Below are 13,442 nucleotides of genomic sequence, written 5' to 3' on the forward strand. Positions count from 1 at the left end.
AGGCGAGGGCGTGGCCGCGGACTCTCATGTTCTGGCCGATGGCGTGGTTGACGATGCGGTCGGCGTTGGCGTAGCTGAAGGAGCCGCGGGAGGGTTCGGTGGCGTCCCACTTCATCTCGTTTTCGGGGGTGACCATGGTGAATTCGCGGTTGAGGGTGGCGGCGTATTGGGCTTCGCCGAGGTGGTTGGCGGCTACCGCGGCGCCGAAGTAGCGGCCCTTTTCGGTGGCTGAGGCGCCGAGGGTGGTGGCGGCGTTGGCCGGGGCGGACAGGGCCACGGCGAAGGCCGCGCCGAGAACGCCGACGGCGCCGATGGCGAGCGCGGTGCGGATGCCCGAGCGGCTTTTTTGGGGTCTGCCGTGTGGGACGGCGTTGTCGATCACGTCTGTTCCTCCACTGGAACATCAATCGGGAAAATGGAACGTGCGTACGGCATCGCAGCGGTCGACACGACTGGGTCCGGAACCATGTTGAGCTGCGGCTGTACCGCTGACACCCGGGTGAAGATGTGGAGAGCTCTACCTGACGCCTCAGTCTGAGGAGGGCCACGAAATGTGTCAACGTAATTCAGAAATGTTTCGGGTTGATTGCCGTTCCCGCGCACGTCATGCCGCGACAGCCTCAAATAACCTGCCGAAAGTTTCATGAATCAGGATGCCGGCTGCCGTCAACGCGGGCGATACAAGAGGCTCCTCGGGGAACGGCGGGCACGCGTGAGGCCAGGATGGGAGGATGCGCGCGTCTCGACTTATCTCTCTGGTGCTGCTGCTGCAATCGCGCGAGGCGATGACCGCCGGCGAGCTGGCGCGCGAGCTGGAGGTGTCGGAGCGGACGATCTACCGGGACGTGCTGGAGCTTTCGGCGGCGGGAGTGCCGGTGTACGCCGACCACGGCCGCACGGGCGGCTACCGCCTGGTCGGCGGTTACCGGACGCGGTTGAACGGGTTGAGCCGGGCCGAGGCGGAGGCGCTCTTCCTGTCCGGGCTGCCCGGTCCGGCGGGGGAAATGGGGTTGGCCGACGTCGTGGCCACCGCCCGCCTGAAGGTCCTGGCCGCGCTGCCACCCGCGCTGCAGGACGCCCCGGCACGGGTCGGTCAGCGGTTCCACCTCGACGTTCCCGGCTGGTTCGCCAACGCCGACCCCCCGCCGCGGCTGACCGAGCTGGCGGACGCGGTCTGGCAGGACCGGACCGTCGAACTCCGCTACCGCCGCGACGGGGAGGTGACCCGGACGATGAACCCGTACGGGCTCGTGCTCAAGGGAGGCGTCTGGTATCTGGTGGGCCGGGTCGCCGACGACTACCGGGTCTACCGGGTGGACCGGGTCGTCTCCGTCGAACCGGCGGGGGCGTCATTCGTCCGGGATGAGACGTTCGACCTGCCCGGATTCTGGGCCGACAAGGCCGCGCGGTTCGTCACGTCCATGCTGACCGAACACGTCACCGTCCGGCTGAGCCCCGAGGGGATGCGCGCGCTGCCCTTCGCCGTCGAGCCACCGGCGGCCCAGCAGGCCCACGCGGCGGCGGGCGAACCCGACGAGCAGGGCTGGGTGCGTACCCAGTTGCCCGTCGAGTCCCTGAAGGTGGCGTACACCGTACTGCTGCGCCTCGGCCCGGAGGTCGAGGTCGTCGATCCTCCGGAGCTGCGTGCCCGGATGGCCGACGCCGCCGACCGGCTCGCCGGGCTGCTCTACCGGCCTCAGCGATAGCCCGTCGCGTCGGCGGGCCCACCGGCGTCCTGAACCTCCACCATGTATCGCCACGCGTCGGGCCGGCTGCCGTCGACGTCGGTGAAACCGTAGACCTGGGCGAGTTGCCCGCTGGACGACGACTGCCCGTTCCACCGTCCCACCTCGGGATCGGAGGCCAGTGCCACGACCGCCCGCCCCACGAAGGCGGGTGTCTCGGAGATGACAAAGTGCGGCTGCTTCACCAGCGCCTCACGCCAGTTCGCCTCCGTCACGCCGAACACCTCCAGCATGATCTCCGAACGCAGCCAGCCCGGGGTCAGCGACACCGCCGTCGCACCGTACGGAGCAATCTCCTTGGCCTGGGCGAACGCCATCCGGTTCACCGACGTCTTGGCCAGGTCGTAGAAGAAGGAGAGGCGGTAGTGGTCCGCGTTGTACTCGGTGGTGCCGTCGGTCACCTCGACGACCAGGCCACCCGGCTTCCTGATCAGCAGGGGAAGGGCGTAGTGGCTGGTGATGATGTGGGTGTCGATCGCCAGCCGCAGGATGCGCATGCCCTTGTCCAGCGAGTGCTCCCACAGCCTCTCGTCCCAGCTGAACAGCAGCTCCCCGCCCCAGATGTCGTTGACCAGCACATCGAGCCCGCCCTGCTCCCGGTCGATGCGCTCCACCAGCGCGCGGACCTCCTCGGGCACCAGGTGATCCACCTGCACCGCGATGCCTCTGCCGCCCGCGGCGGTGACCAGCTCGGCGGTCTCCTCGATCGTCTCCGCCCGGTCCATCTCCGAGCGCTGCTCCCGGGTGGTGCGCCCCGTCACGTAGACCGTCGCCCCCGCCGCACCCAGCTCCACCGCGATGCCACGGCCCGCACCACGCGTCGCCCCGGCGACCAGCGCGATCTTCCCCCTCAGTGATTCACTCATGAGATCGATGCTGGCAGGTATACCTGACAGGGAACGTCAGACTTTCCGCCTCGGCTCCGGGTCCGAGTCGGCAACGAAGCTTGGCCGTCGGCAGGTGGTGCCATCCTTTTCGCGGGGGACATTCCGGCCACGCCCTCCATTGGTTTCCTCGCCGATGTCGAGAACCCGCAACCTGCTCCGACCTACCTGTCAGAGGCACCCGATCAGGGCGTCAAAAACCGTGAGGATCGAATCGATGAAGTACATGTTGATCATGCAGACGAACCCCAACATCTGGGACGCCCTGCCGGAGGAGGAGCGCAACGAGGTGATGAACGGCCACGGCGCCTTCCTCAAGACGATCCAGGAGTCCGGCGAGATGATCAGTACGCACGCACTCGCCGACCCGGCCAACAGCGCCTCCGTCCGCCGGCACGACGGAGTCCCGGCGGTGACCGACGGGCCCTTCGCGGAGGCCAAGGAGTACATGGGCGGCTACTACCTGGTGGACTGCGAGAGCAGGGAGCGCGCGATCGAACTGGCTCTGCAGATCCCCGACACCAGGATCAACGGGCTGGGCATCGAGGTGCGGCCGGTGATGTTCTCGGCCGGATCGGACATGTGAGCCCGGAGACCCTCCTCTGAGGACCCACCGCTCGAGGACCTGCCGCGCCACCTGACGCCGCAGGTCCTCGGCGTACCCGTCCGGCGCCGAGGACACGGTGCAGGGTCTTTCAGCGAGCGGTGAGCAGGACTCGTCGCCGCCATCGTGAGAAGCCGAAATCAGACACCGCCTGTCACGAAGCAGCCCTCGTTTTGGGTGGCAGCAGCGGCCTTCGGCACCTGGTTCGCTGGTACAAATGGCGCTTTGGCCGACGTTGGCGACAACCGATCGAGATCTGATGTCATTCCGCAGGACGCGACTCGGTACGGACCCGATTCATACCGCGGTGGTGTCTTCCAGGGTTACGAGGGCCTGTCCCGCATCAATGGCGTCGCGCAGGTTTTTGGCCAGCGTGCTTTCGAGCACGTCCACCTGTTCGGTGAGATTCCGAAGTCCCTGGGCATCGTCGGTCTGGGCCAGAAGGTCTCGATACTTGTCATTGCTCTTCAACAGCTCATGAGCCCGGAGTGCCGCGTCAGCCTCCTGAACCCGATGGGCATAATCCTCAAGTTCAAGAATCCGCTTGGTGACCGACATCATCGAGCGGTTCAGGGCTTCCCGCTGCGGGGCGAGGACCGCCGCCAGTTCGGGTGTGATCACCTCATTCATCGCCTCGGCCTGCTCCGCCCGCAACGCCGCCTGAGTACGGAGAAGACGAGCGATGTCCCAGAGCTTTTCCGGAAGAACGAGATCGTTGGCTATGCCGTCGAGCAGTCCCAGGCGGTTCACTCTGGATGTGGACACGCTCTCGATCGCCTGCCGCGCGCGACGGATCAGATCTCGAGCCTCATCGTCCAGCTCCGCTGGAACCACGTAGCAGTCGCCGTAGAGACGTTGCAGTCGCGTGGCGAGCCTCGGGCGACCAAAGCTGACAGAAAGGCCGGCGACGGCAAAAGCCAGGACAGATGCAAACGCCGAGGTGGACGAACCAGACTGCATGGCCGTACCGGCTAGAAGGGCTCCGATCACTCCTACGACGACTCCGCCGACCGCAAAGAAGCGCCTTGTCCGCGGAGAAAACTCGGAGGAACCAAGGGGGAGGACGGACGCGCCGGTGATCCGCCGCCGATCTGGTTCCGGAACGGTCGGATCAACGATCGGCTCATCGAACCAGTCCTCCATCTATGGCTCACTCCTTGGCGAGTAGCAGACATGGCAGGCCTGATCACAGGATCAAACAGGCACAAAACGGTGACAGTACCTCGCCCGCCATCCCACGCCACAGTCTGCCGCGCGGCTGATCATCCAATTTTCCTACTTTCACCCGCAAAACTTCTCTTTCGAGAGAACAGCACAACGGGCTTCGCTGCCGGGCAGCAGGTCTCTGTCGGTCCGGCAGGAAAAGATAAGCCCATGAGTATTCGTCGGGTAGTGCCTGATATCAGCAGTGAAGCGATCGGTGAGAGCCTTGAGTTCTACGGAATGCTCGGCTTTGAGGAGGTCATGAACCTGGGCTGGGTGGTGACCATGGCCTCACCGGACAACCCGACGGCACAGATCACGCTCACCGGCCCCGATGCCTCGGCGTCCGTACAGCCCGACTTCAGCGTCGAGGTGGCGGATGTGGACGCGGTGCACGCGGCCGTGACGGCGGCCGGCGCCGAGATCGTCCATCCGCTCCGGGACGAGCCCTGGGGCGTACGCCGTTTTTTCGTCCGAGACCCCAACGGACGCATCGTCAACGTGCTCAGCCACCGATGACCGGCAGAGGCGCGGACCGCTCGACCGTGTCTCTCCGGTCACCGGGCAGGCGCGCACGCACCTGCTGTACGGCGAGTGGCGGCGCAGGCAGGATGCCCGCCAACGGCTGCACACCACCACTCTGATAGAACGGAAAGATCGAGGGTGGGCAGGCGGGTGAGAAACGCGGAAGGCAGGTCGAGGACCGTCATCGCCCGGGTGCTCCGGGTGATCAGGCGCGGGCGACCGCCGTTGATCGCCCCCGGTCAGAACGCGTTGGGCTCGCCGACGCGAGCCCGTACAACATATTCGTCCGCAGGACGACGAACCAAAGGTGTCACGATGGAACAGCGTGTGCTGGGCGATGGCGGCCCGAAACTGTCAGTGGTCGGGCTGGGTTGCAACAACTTCGGCTCGCGGATCGACGCCGCGGCGTCGGCGGCCGTCGTGCATGCGGCGCTGGACGCCGGGATCACCCACTTCGACACCGCCGAGATGTACGGCAACGGCAAGTCGGAGGAGTTCCTCGGCGCCGCGCTCGGCTCGCGCCGTGACGAAGTGGTGATCGCCACGAAGTTCCTGCCCCGCCCCAAGGACCAGCCGTACACCCCGGGGGTGCTCGCGGACCGCATCCGCGAGGCGGCCGAGGCCAGTCTGCGCCGCCTCGGTACCGACCGCATCGACCTTTACTACCAGCACTACCCCGACGCCGAAGCACCGACCGAGGAGGCGCTGGAGGCACTGGACGAGTTGGTGCGGGCGGGCAAGGTCCTGCACATCGCCAGCTCCAACGTGTCCGCGGAGCAGATCGAGCGCTCCGCCGTGGTGTCCGGCGAGAAGGGGTGGGCCAGGTTCACCGGCACGCAGATCGAGTGGAGTCTGCTGTCACGCGCCGTGGAGGAGTCGATCGTGCCCGCGGCCACCGCGGCCGGTATGGGAGTGGTCCCGTACTTCCCGCTCGCCTCGGGAATGCTGACCGGCAAATACCGCAGGGGTGAGGAGTTCCCGTCCGACAGCCGCCTCGCGCGGTTCGGCGAGCGATTCGCCGCCGGTCTCGTCACCGACGAGAACTTCGACAAGGTCGAAGCCTACGAAGCGTTCGCGGCCGAGAACGGTCACACCGTCACGGAGCTGGCGATCGGCTGGCTGCTGGCGCAGCCGTCGGTGACATCGGTGATCGCCGGCGCCACCAAGCCCGAGCACATCGCCGCCAACACCACCTCCTGGACGCTGTCCCCCGCCGAGGCGGCCACCGTCGCCGGACTCGGATCCTAGATACCGAACGGGTGGGCAGGGAGGCCTCGCGACAGCGGCGGCCTCCCTTTTACCGTCTTCGACGCGGTCCGAGGTCTCTGACGGGCCGCTACTCGGTGCGGGCGAGGTCGACGACCCCGACGACGCTGTGCCTGCCATGTCCCAGGAAGCGGGTCAGCGCGCGGTGATCGCGGTGCCCTGGGTGAGCAGGAGGATCACGGCGACCGCCGCCACGGCGATGGCCACCGCGAAGGGAACCCGGGGCGAGCGGCGGCCCAGCAGCAGGCCCGCGGCGGTGAACGCCCCCGCCGCGGCGAAGGCGGCCCAGCTTCCCTCGCCCGGCGGCTCGGGCGGCCCGAAGGCGAGGAGCCCCGTCGCCAGGAGCAGCGGCAAGGGGATCAGGACGCGGACGCGGGCGGGGCCGAGCCGTTGCGGCCAGCCCCGGACCCCGGTGGCGAGGTCTCCGGGGATGTCGGGCAGGACGTTGGCCAGGTGTGCCCCGCAGCCGAGCAGCGCCGCCGCGAGAACGGCCCACCACGCCGGCCACGGGTGTCCCGGCAGCCCCAGGGTCACGAACCCCGGCAGCGAGCCGAACCCCACCGCGTAGGGCAGCCAGGACAGCACGGTGGCCTTCAGCCGGAGATCGTAGGCCCAGGCCGCGGCGACGCCGGTGAGATGGACGGCACCGGCCGCCAGACCGGAGGCGAGGGAGAGCGGCACGCAGAGCGCCAGGGCGGCGCTCGCGGCGACCCACACCGTCCGGACGCTCACCGCACCGTCCACGACCGGCTTGCCCGTACGGCCGGCGGCGACGTCGCGTCCGGCGTCCACCGCGTCGTTGCACCAGCCGATCGAGAGCTGACCGGTCAGCACGGCGGCCGCCACGAGGACGCACCCGATGACGTCGCGCCCGCTCGCCACGGCCAGCGCGGTCACCAGGACGGTGACCGCCACGGTCGGTCCCAGATGACAGGCTCGCACCAACCCCAGGGCGGCCCCGAGCCCGGTCCCCCGGCCCAGGCGCGAATACCGGCTCGTCGTCACAGAAGGAGCGTAACGATTACCGGCGTACGGATGCCCGCTCATATCTCGTACCGCCGCCCGGGTCCGCGAGGCATGCCGTACACGCAGATGGGCAAGATCTAGACGTCCGCTGTCCGCGAGCCCGGGGAGTAGTCACCAGATGACGCGAATCGCCGCTGTGCACGGCGCTCTTCCGCCCAACCGCTACTCCCAGGCAGAGATCACCGACGCGCTCGCCCAGATATGTCTGCCCGAGGGCACCAACCGGCGATTGCTCGACCGGTTTCACGCCGGTGCGCAGGTCGGCTCACGGCATCTGGTGCTGCCGCTCGACCAGTACGCCAAGCTCGACGGCTTCGGGATGGCCAACGACGTCTTCGTCGATGCCGCCGTGGAGCTGGGGGCCGCGGCGGTGAGCGGCGCGCTGGAGGCGGCCGGTCTCGCGCCGGACGATGTGGACATGATCCTCTTCACCTCGGTGACCGGTATCGCCGCGCCCTCCATAGACGCCAGGCTGGCCGGTGTGATCGGGCTGCGCCCCGACGTCAAACGGGTGCCGGTGTTCGGTCTCGGCTGCGTGGCGGGGGCCGCCGGGATCTCCCGGCTCCACGACTACCTGCGCGGCTGGCCGGACCACGTGGCCGTGCTGCTCTCGGTCGAGCTCTGCTCCCTCACCCTGCAGCGCGGTGACGCCTCCGTCGCCAACCTGGTCGCGAGCGCGCTGTTCGGCGACGGGGCGGCGGCCGTGGTGGCCTGCGGCGACGAGTGGCGGCCCCGGACCGCCGGACCTGGCGGACCACCGAACGGGCCGACCGTGGTGGCCACCCGTAGCCATCTGTATCCCGGCTCCGAGCACGTGATGGGCTGGAACGTCGGCGACACCGGCTTCCAGGTGGTGCTCGACGCGAGCGTCCCGGACGTGGTGCGCACCTACCTGGCCGACGACGTGCACGGCTTTCTCGCCGATCACAGCCTGACCACCCAGGACGTGACCGCCTGGGTGTGTCATCCCGGCGGCCCCAAGGTTCTGGAGGCCGTGGCCGAGACCCTCCGGTTGCCGGACGGCGCGCTGGACCTCACCTGGCGCTCGCTGGCCGAGGTGGGAAACCTGTCCTCCTCCTCCGTACTGTACGTCCTGCGGGATACCCTCGCCCTGCGGCCACCGCCGCCGGGCACGCCCGGACTGCTCATCGCGATGGGGCCCGGCTTCTGTTCCGAACTCGTACTGCTGCGCTGGTAGGAGCCCGATGTCCTGGCATCTGTCGTCCTGGTACCTCCTGCTCCTGCTGCTCGTGGGGGCCGAGCGCATCGCCGAGCTGGTCGTCGCCCGCCGCAACGCGCGGTGGAGCATGGCCCGCGGCGGGGTGCTGTCGGGCAGTGGCCACTATCCGTGGATGGTCCTCCTGCACACCGGACTGCTGGCCGGATGCCTGCTGGAGGCCGGCCTGGCCGACCGGCCCTTCGTCCCGGCGCTCGGCTGGCCGATGTTCGCCCTGGTGGTCGCCGCGCAGGGACTGCGCTGGTGGTGCATCACCGCGCTGGGACCGCAGTGGAACACCCAGGTGATCGTGGTGCCCGGCCTGTCCCCGGTGACCCGCGGCCCCTACCGGCTGCGCTGGCTGCGCCACCCCAACTACGTGGCCGTGGCCGTGGAGGGCGCGGCCCTGCCGCTGGTGCACGGCGCGTGGGTCACCGCGCTGGTGTTCACCGTACTCAACGCCGCGCTGATGGTGGTGCGGATCCGCTGTGAGGAGGCCGCCCTGGCCTCGCTCGTCTCCACGCCGTCCCCCGGGCGGGCGCGGGCGTGATCGACGTCCTGATCGCGGGGGGAGGCCCGGCGGGCCTGGCCACCGCCATCCACGCGGCGCAGGCCGGGATGGAGGCCGTGGTGGTCGAGCCCCGGCCCATGCCCGTGGACAAGGCGTGCGGCGAGGGGCTGATGCCCAGCGGCGCCGCCGCCCTGCGGTCGCTGGGCGTGCGGGTCGAGGGCCGGACGCTGCGCGGGATCCGCTATCTGGACGGGCGGCACGAGGCTCAGGCCGCGTTCCGCGACGGCCTGGGGCTGGGCGTGCGCCGTACCGCGCTGCACGCCGCGCTGTCCCTCCGGGCGGCCGAGCTGGGAATCAAGGTCGTCTCCGGCAAGGTGGGTGAGCTGCGGCAGGACCGCGACGGGGTCGAGGCCGCAGGACTGCGGGCCCGCTGGCTGGTGGCCGCGGACGGCCTGCACTCCCCGCTCCGTGCCCGGCTGGGGCTGGAGTTGCCCGACCGCCTGCCGCGCCGGTACGGCCTGCGCCGGCACTACCCCGTCGCGCCCTGGACGGACTTCGTCGAGGTCCACTGGGCGGCGGACGGCGAGGCGTACGTGACACCGGTCGGTGACGACCTGGTCGGCGTGGCCGTGCTGAGCTCGCGGCGCCGCGGTTACCTGGAGCACCTGGCGGACTTCCCCGCACTCGTGGACCGGCTGCGGGGACCGGCCGCGACCCCGGTGCGCGGCGCCGGGCCGCTGCGTCAACGGGTGCGCGCCCGGGTCGCCGGGCGGGTGCTGCTGGTCGGCGACGCGGCCGGATACGTCGACGCGCTCACCGGCGAGGGCGTCTCGCTGGCGCTGCTGTCCGCGCAGGCCCTGGTGAACTGCCTGCGGGCAGGCACCCCCCAGGCGTACGAGGGCGCCTGGCGGCGGCTGTCCCGGCGCCACCGGCTGCTCACCGGGGCACTCGTGGAGACCCGCCGCCACCGGACCGCGGCACGGCTGATCGTCCCCGCGGCCCAGCGGATGCCCCTGCTGTTCGGCGCCGCGGTGCACGCCCTGGCCTAGCGGGTGCTCTCGCCGATCGCGGGCATGATCCTCTTTGACCAGAACGAGTAGAGCGCGATTCCCGCGACGCCGACGACGGCGAGCGTGATCACCATGCTCCACTCGACGTACCACGCCTGGCCCGTGTCCCTGGGCCAGCAGATGTTGACGGTCTGGAAGGCCAGCCAGAGGGCCGCGAGGTAGGTCACCGGCGCGCTCAGCCTGCCGAGTGTGAAGGCTCCCGGCCGCCACTTCCCGCGCAGGTGGGCGATGGCCGCGCCCCAGACCGGCAGGCCGAACGCGATGTAGAAGCCGATGGTGGTGAAGTTGACCAGCACGGCGTACAGCGCCGACCCCGACAGCAGGACGAACACCGCCGCACCGGCCCCGGTGAGAATGATCGCGTTCACCGGCAGCCGCTCGGCGCCAGCGAGCCGGCCGAGCAGCCGCGCCCCGGGAAGGGCCCGGTCGCGGGCGGACGCCCAGATGACGCGGGACACCGCGGCCTGGACCGCGAGGAAGCTCGCGAGGAACCCGATGACGAACATGACCAGCATCGGACGCGCGATCGCCGAGCCGAAGTGCGCGATGAGCGTGCCTCCCACGGGGTCGGCCACCTCACCGGAGACGGCCGCGGACAGGTCCGGTATGGCGAGGATCAGCGCCGCGCCGGAGTACATGACGACGACGCCCACCGCCAGCAGCGAGAAGATCAGCGCCTTGGGCACGTTCCGCTCGGGCTCGTCGACCTCCTCGGCGATCGACCCGGCCGCCTCGAAGCCCACGAACGACCAGCCCACGTAGGCGGCGGCCGCGAGCATCGGGCCGGCGGTCCACAGGCCGCCCTGGGCCCCGCCGGCCCCTTCGAACAGGACGCCGAACGGGTTCACCCTGTAGAAGAGCAGCAGCACCGTGCCCAGTCCGACCGAGGCGAGCACCTCGCAGACCAGGCTCGCCGTGACGAGGATCTTCAGCGTCCGGCGCCCGACGATGTTGGCGAGGCTGCCGAGCACGAGGATCACCAGTGCCGTGAGTACGGTCACCCATTTGCCGGGTTCGGACACTCCCAGTGCCTCCAGCAGGAAACCCGCCGCACCGTACGCCAGGGTGGACAGGGCGATGGTGAGCCCCCACATGTACGCCCAGGCCGCGAACCAGCCGCTGCCGGTCCCGCTCACGTGCCGGGCCCACTGGTAGACGCTGCCCTCGTACGGCCAGCGCGAGGCGAGCTCGCCGAAGACGCAGGCGACGAGGAGCTGTCCGGCGAGCACGATCGGGAACGCCCACCAGAAGGCCGGCCCCGCCGCGACGAGTCCCAGCGTGAAGATCGCGTACAGCGCGACGATCGGGGAGACGTCGGCGAACGCCAGCGCCCAGGCCGAGCGCAGGGTGAAGCCTTTGTGGAGGGTCTGCCCGTCGGCCACCGGGGTGGCGAGACGGGCGTCGGAATCGGAGGGCGACGTCATGGGGGGCTGCCTCTCAGTTCGGGTTTCGGGATGGCGCGCGGCTTCAGGGCGAGCCCGCGCACGTGCCGGGCGATGTCGCCCAGCGGGGCCAGCCACACGTCCGCGCAGCCGGCGACATGCTCGATCAGTCCTTCCAGGGCGGCGGCCCGCGCCGGGCGTCCCGAGAGGAAGGGATGGTTGGTGAGCACGAAGCATCCGCCCTCCCGGCGGAGCGCCTCGAACTCGCCCCGCCACATCGAGACGGCCTTGTCGGGGTGCTCGATGAGCCCGGCCCCCGCGATGTCCGGCAGGTAGCAGTACTGCTCCCAGTCGTCGAGCCCCCAGTGGACGGGGATCTCGACGATCGACGTCGCGTGGCCGGCGTCGAGCTCGTACGGCACGTCGGCGTCCATCAGGCTGGAGTCGTAGAGGAAGCCGCGCTCGGCCAGCAGGCGGGGCGAGTTGTAGGTCAGCTCCCACATCGGCGCGCGGTAGCCCACCGGCCGCACCCCGGCCACCTCGTCCAGCGCCGCCAGTCCCCGGTCCAGGATCTCCGCCTCTGCGGCCTCGCCTGTGTCGATGAGCGACTCGTGCAGGTAGCCGTGGTGTGCGATCTCGTGGCCTCCGTCGACGATCGCGCGCACGGCGTCGGGGTGGCGGTGCGCCGTGTACCCGGGGACGAAGAAGGTGGCCCGCACCTCCTTCCCGGCGAGGATCCGCAGCAGGCGTGGCAGGCCGGTCAGCGGCCCGTAGGCCTGGTGGCTCATCACGCTCAGCCGGGACGCCGCCCCCGGATGGCCGAAGAGCACCGCCGACTCGGCGTCGACGTCGAAGGTGAACGAGGCCGCCGCGCTCTTTCCGTACGGCCAGGCGACCGGCTCGGCGGGCCGCATCACAGAAGTCCCCCGCTCGGCGGACTCGGCGGATCGCACCGCAGGAGCCTCCCTGTCGGCGGACTCGGCGGACCGCATCGCGGGCCTCTCCCCCTCGGCGGACTCGGCGGGCTCGCCGGGCCGCGTCACGGGCGCTTCCCGGCCAGCAGGCTCACCAGCTCGTAGGCGACGGTGGCCGCCGCCACGGAGGTGATCTCCGCGTGGTCGTACGCGGGGGCGACCTCCACCACGTCGGCGCCGACGATGTTCAGCCCCGACAGTCCCCGCAGCACCGACAGCAGCTCCCGGCTGCTCATCCCGCCGCTCTCCGGCGTCCCGGTGCCCGGGGCGAAGGCGGGGTCCAGCACGTCGATGTCGATGGACAGGTACACCGGGGCGTCCTGCACCCTGGCCCGCACGCGTTCGGCGACGCCGTGCGGGCCGATGACGTCCATCTCGGCGCAGTGCACGATCGTGAACCCGAAACGGGCGTCGTCGTCGAGGTCGCGGGGGTCGTACAGGGAGCCGCGGATGCCCACGTGGGCGCTCGCGTCCCGCATCAGCAGCCCCTCCTCGGCGGCCCGTCGGAACGGCGTCCCATGCGTGTACGGCTCGCCGAAGTAGGTGTCCCAGGTGTCGAGGTGTGCGTCGAAGTGGACCAGCGCGACGGGCCCGTGCATCGCGGTGGCCGCGCGGAGTGCGGGCAGCGCGATGGTGTGGTCTCCCCCGATCGTCACGGCTCGCCCGCCGTCGGCCGTCAGCTCGCGGAGCCCCGCCTCGACCTGGACCACCGCCGCGCCGATGTCGAAGGGGTTGCAGGCGATGTCGCCCGCGTCCACGACCTGCTGCGCGGCGAACGGCATCACGTCCTGCGCCGGGTTGTACGGCTTCAGCAGCCGGGACCCCTGCCGTACCGCGGCGGGCCCGAAGCGCGCTCCGGGCCGGTAGGTGACGCCGCTGTCGAAGGGCACGCCCACCACGGCGACGTCGAAACGCTCGACCTCGTCCCGGCGTGGCAGGCGTGCGAACGTCGCGGGCCCCGCGTAGCGCGGGATCTCCAGCGCGTTGAGCTGGCCGATGTTCGTGTGGTCGCGCCCCATACCGTTGCTTCTCCAGT

Annotated in this window: 14 protein-coding genes; 7 read left to right on the forward strand and 7 right to left on the reverse strand. The window is 70.2% G+C overall.

From position 1 onward, the window contains the following. Positions 1 to 382: endo-1,4-beta-xylanase (locus CHC08_RS27300; RefSeq protein WP_143653365.1), on the reverse strand; the 382-nt coding region annotated here is incomplete at its 3' end. A gap of 349 nt (positions 383 to 731) precedes the next feature. On the opposite strand from CHC08_RS27300, the gene CHC08_RS27305 reads away from it, so the two are divergent. Then, positions 732 to 1,706, forward strand: a complete 975-nt coding sequence (locus CHC08_RS27305) for a helix-turn-helix transcriptional regulator (RefSeq protein WP_089210237.1) — start codon at positions 732 to 734, stop codon at positions 1,704 to 1,706. Here CHC08_RS27305 and CHC08_RS27310 read toward each other — a convergent pair. Continuing rightward, positions 1,697 to 2,611 (reverse strand): SDR family oxidoreductase, encoded by a 915-nt coding sequence (locus CHC08_RS27310; RefSeq protein WP_089210238.1) that lies wholly within the window; start codon positions 2,609 to 2,611, stop codon positions 1,697 to 1,699. The genes CHC08_RS27305 and CHC08_RS27310 overlap by 10 nt on opposite strands. A 235-nt stretch (positions 2,612 to 2,846) precedes the next feature. Between CHC08_RS27310 and CHC08_RS27315 the strand changes: the two genes are divergently transcribed. Beyond that, entirely contained in the window at positions 2,847 to 3,215 is a 369-nt protein-coding gene (locus CHC08_RS27315) for a YciI family protein (protein ID WP_089210239.1), read from the forward strand. 315 nt (positions 3,216 to 3,530) lie between these two features. On the opposite strand, the gene CHC08_RS27320 is transcribed toward CHC08_RS27315, so the two are convergent. Next, positions 3,531 to 4,376 carry a hypothetical protein gene (locus CHC08_RS27320; protein ID WP_089210240.1) on the reverse strand — a complete coding sequence of 282 codons (846 nt, stop codon included), beginning with the start codon at positions 4,374 to 4,376 and terminating at the stop codon, positions 3,531 to 3,533. 231 nt (positions 4,377 to 4,607) lie between these two features. Between CHC08_RS27320 and CHC08_RS27325 the strand changes: the two genes are divergently transcribed. Both CHC08_RS27325 and CHC08_RS27330 read left to right on the forward strand, forming a co-directional pair. Next, entirely contained in the window at positions 4,608 to 4,955 is a 348-nt protein-coding gene (locus CHC08_RS27325; protein WP_089210241.1) for a VOC family protein, read from the forward strand. Positions 4,956 to 5,276: 321 nt separating this feature from the next. Beyond that, complete coding sequence (locus CHC08_RS27330; protein ID WP_089210242.1) at positions 5,277 to 6,209, forward strand: aldo/keto reductase; 933 nt, start codon at positions 5,277 to 5,279, stop codon at positions 6,207 to 6,209. 153 nt (positions 6,210 to 6,362) lie between these two features. Here CHC08_RS27330 and CHC08_RS27335 read toward each other — a convergent pair whose 3' ends face one another. Further along, entirely contained in the window at positions 6,363 to 7,232 is an 870-nt protein-coding gene (locus CHC08_RS27335) for a UbiA family prenyltransferase (RefSeq protein WP_245878598.1), read from the reverse strand. A 139-nt stretch (positions 7,233 to 7,371) separates the two neighbouring features. Between CHC08_RS27335 and CHC08_RS27340 the strand changes: the two genes are divergently transcribed. Genes CHC08_RS27340 through CHC08_RS27350 form a run of 3 tightly spaced genes read left to right on the forward strand, consistent with a single transcriptional unit; the run spans position 7,372 to position 10,029 of the window. Continuing rightward, on the forward strand, positions 7,372 to 8,451 hold the full coding sequence (locus tag CHC08_RS27340; protein ID WP_089210244.1) for a type III polyketide synthase: 1,080 nt from the start codon (positions 7,372 to 7,374) through the stop codon (positions 8,449 to 8,451). A gap of 7 nt (positions 8,452 to 8,458) precedes the next feature. After that, entirely contained in the window at positions 8,459 to 9,019 is a 561-nt protein-coding gene (locus tag CHC08_RS27345; protein WP_089210245.1) for an isoprenylcysteine carboxyl methyltransferase family protein, read from the forward strand. Then, entirely contained in the window at positions 9,016 to 10,029 is a 1,014-nt protein-coding gene (locus tag CHC08_RS27350; RefSeq protein WP_089210246.1) for an NAD(P)/FAD-dependent oxidoreductase, read from the forward strand. Before CHC08_RS27345 ends, CHC08_RS27350 begins: the two co-directional genes overlap by 4 nt. On the opposite strand, the gene CHC08_RS27355 is transcribed toward CHC08_RS27350, so the two are convergent. From CHC08_RS27355 to speB, 3 genes are read right to left on the reverse strand one after another with little or no spacing between them, the layout of a single operon-like run. Then, a complete protein-coding gene (locus CHC08_RS27355) occupies positions 10,026 to 11,474 on the reverse strand; it encodes an APC family permease (protein ID WP_089210247.1) in 1,449 nt (482 codons plus the stop codon). The genes CHC08_RS27350 and CHC08_RS27355 overlap by 4 nt on opposite strands. Next, the gene (locus CHC08_RS27360) at positions 11,471 to 12,475 is read right to left on the reverse strand and encodes a polysaccharide deacetylase family protein (protein WP_218825509.1); all 1,005 of its coding nucleotides are present in this window, start codon (positions 12,473 to 12,475) and stop codon (positions 11,471 to 11,473) included. The genes CHC08_RS27355 and CHC08_RS27360 overlap by 4 nt, the downstream gene beginning before the upstream one ends. Next, on the reverse strand, positions 12,472 to 13,425 hold the full coding sequence (gene speB, locus CHC08_RS27365; RefSeq protein ID WP_089210248.1) for an agmatinase: 954 nt from the start codon (positions 13,423 to 13,425) through the stop codon (positions 12,472 to 12,474). The genes CHC08_RS27360 and speB overlap by 4 nt, the downstream gene beginning before the upstream one ends. Positions 13,426 to 13,442 lie beyond the last annotated feature (17 nt).

This window comes from Streptosporangium subroseum, assembly GCF_900188345.1.
Lineage (GTDB): Bacteria > Actinomycetota > Actinomycetes > Streptosporangiales > Streptosporangiaceae > Streptosporangium > Streptosporangium subroseum.

Coding starts and splice junctions, on each gene's coding strand:
- CHC08_RS27340 (WP_089210244.1), top strand. CDS start 7,372: ATGACGCGAATCGCCGCTGTGCACGGCGCTCTTCCGCCCAACCGCTAC.
- CHC08_RS27325 (WP_089210241.1), top strand. CDS start 4,608: ATGAGTATTCGTCGGGTAGTGCCTGATATCAGCAGTGAAGCGATCGGT.
- CHC08_RS27330 (WP_089210242.1), top strand. CDS start 5,277: ATGGAACAGCGTGTGCTGGGCGATGGCGGCCCGAAACTGTCAGTGGTC.
- CHC08_RS27305 (WP_089210237.1), top strand. CDS start 732: ATGCGCGCGTCTCGACTTATCTCTCTGGTGCTGCTGCTGCAATCGCGC.
- CHC08_RS27320 (WP_089210240.1), bottom strand. CDS start 4,376: ATGGAGGACTGGTTCGATGAGCCGATCGTTGATCCGACCGTTCCGGAA.
- CHC08_RS27355 (WP_089210247.1), bottom strand. CDS start 11,474: ATGACGTCGCCCTCCGATTCCGACGCCCGTCTCGCCACCCCGGTGGCC.
- CHC08_RS27310 (WP_089210238.1), bottom strand. CDS start 2,611: ATGAGTGAATCACTGAGGGGGAAGATCGCGCTGGTCGCCGGGGCGACG.
- CHC08_RS27345 (WP_089210245.1), top strand. CDS start 8,459: ATGTCCTGGCATCTGTCGTCCTGGTACCTCCTGCTCCTGCTGCTCGTG.
- CHC08_RS27315 (WP_089210239.1), top strand. CDS start 2,847: ATGAAGTACATGTTGATCATGCAGACGAACCCCAACATCTGGGACGCC.
- speB (WP_089210248.1), bottom strand. CDS start 13,425: ATGGGGCGCGACCACACGAACATCGGCCAGCTCAACGCGCTGGAGATC.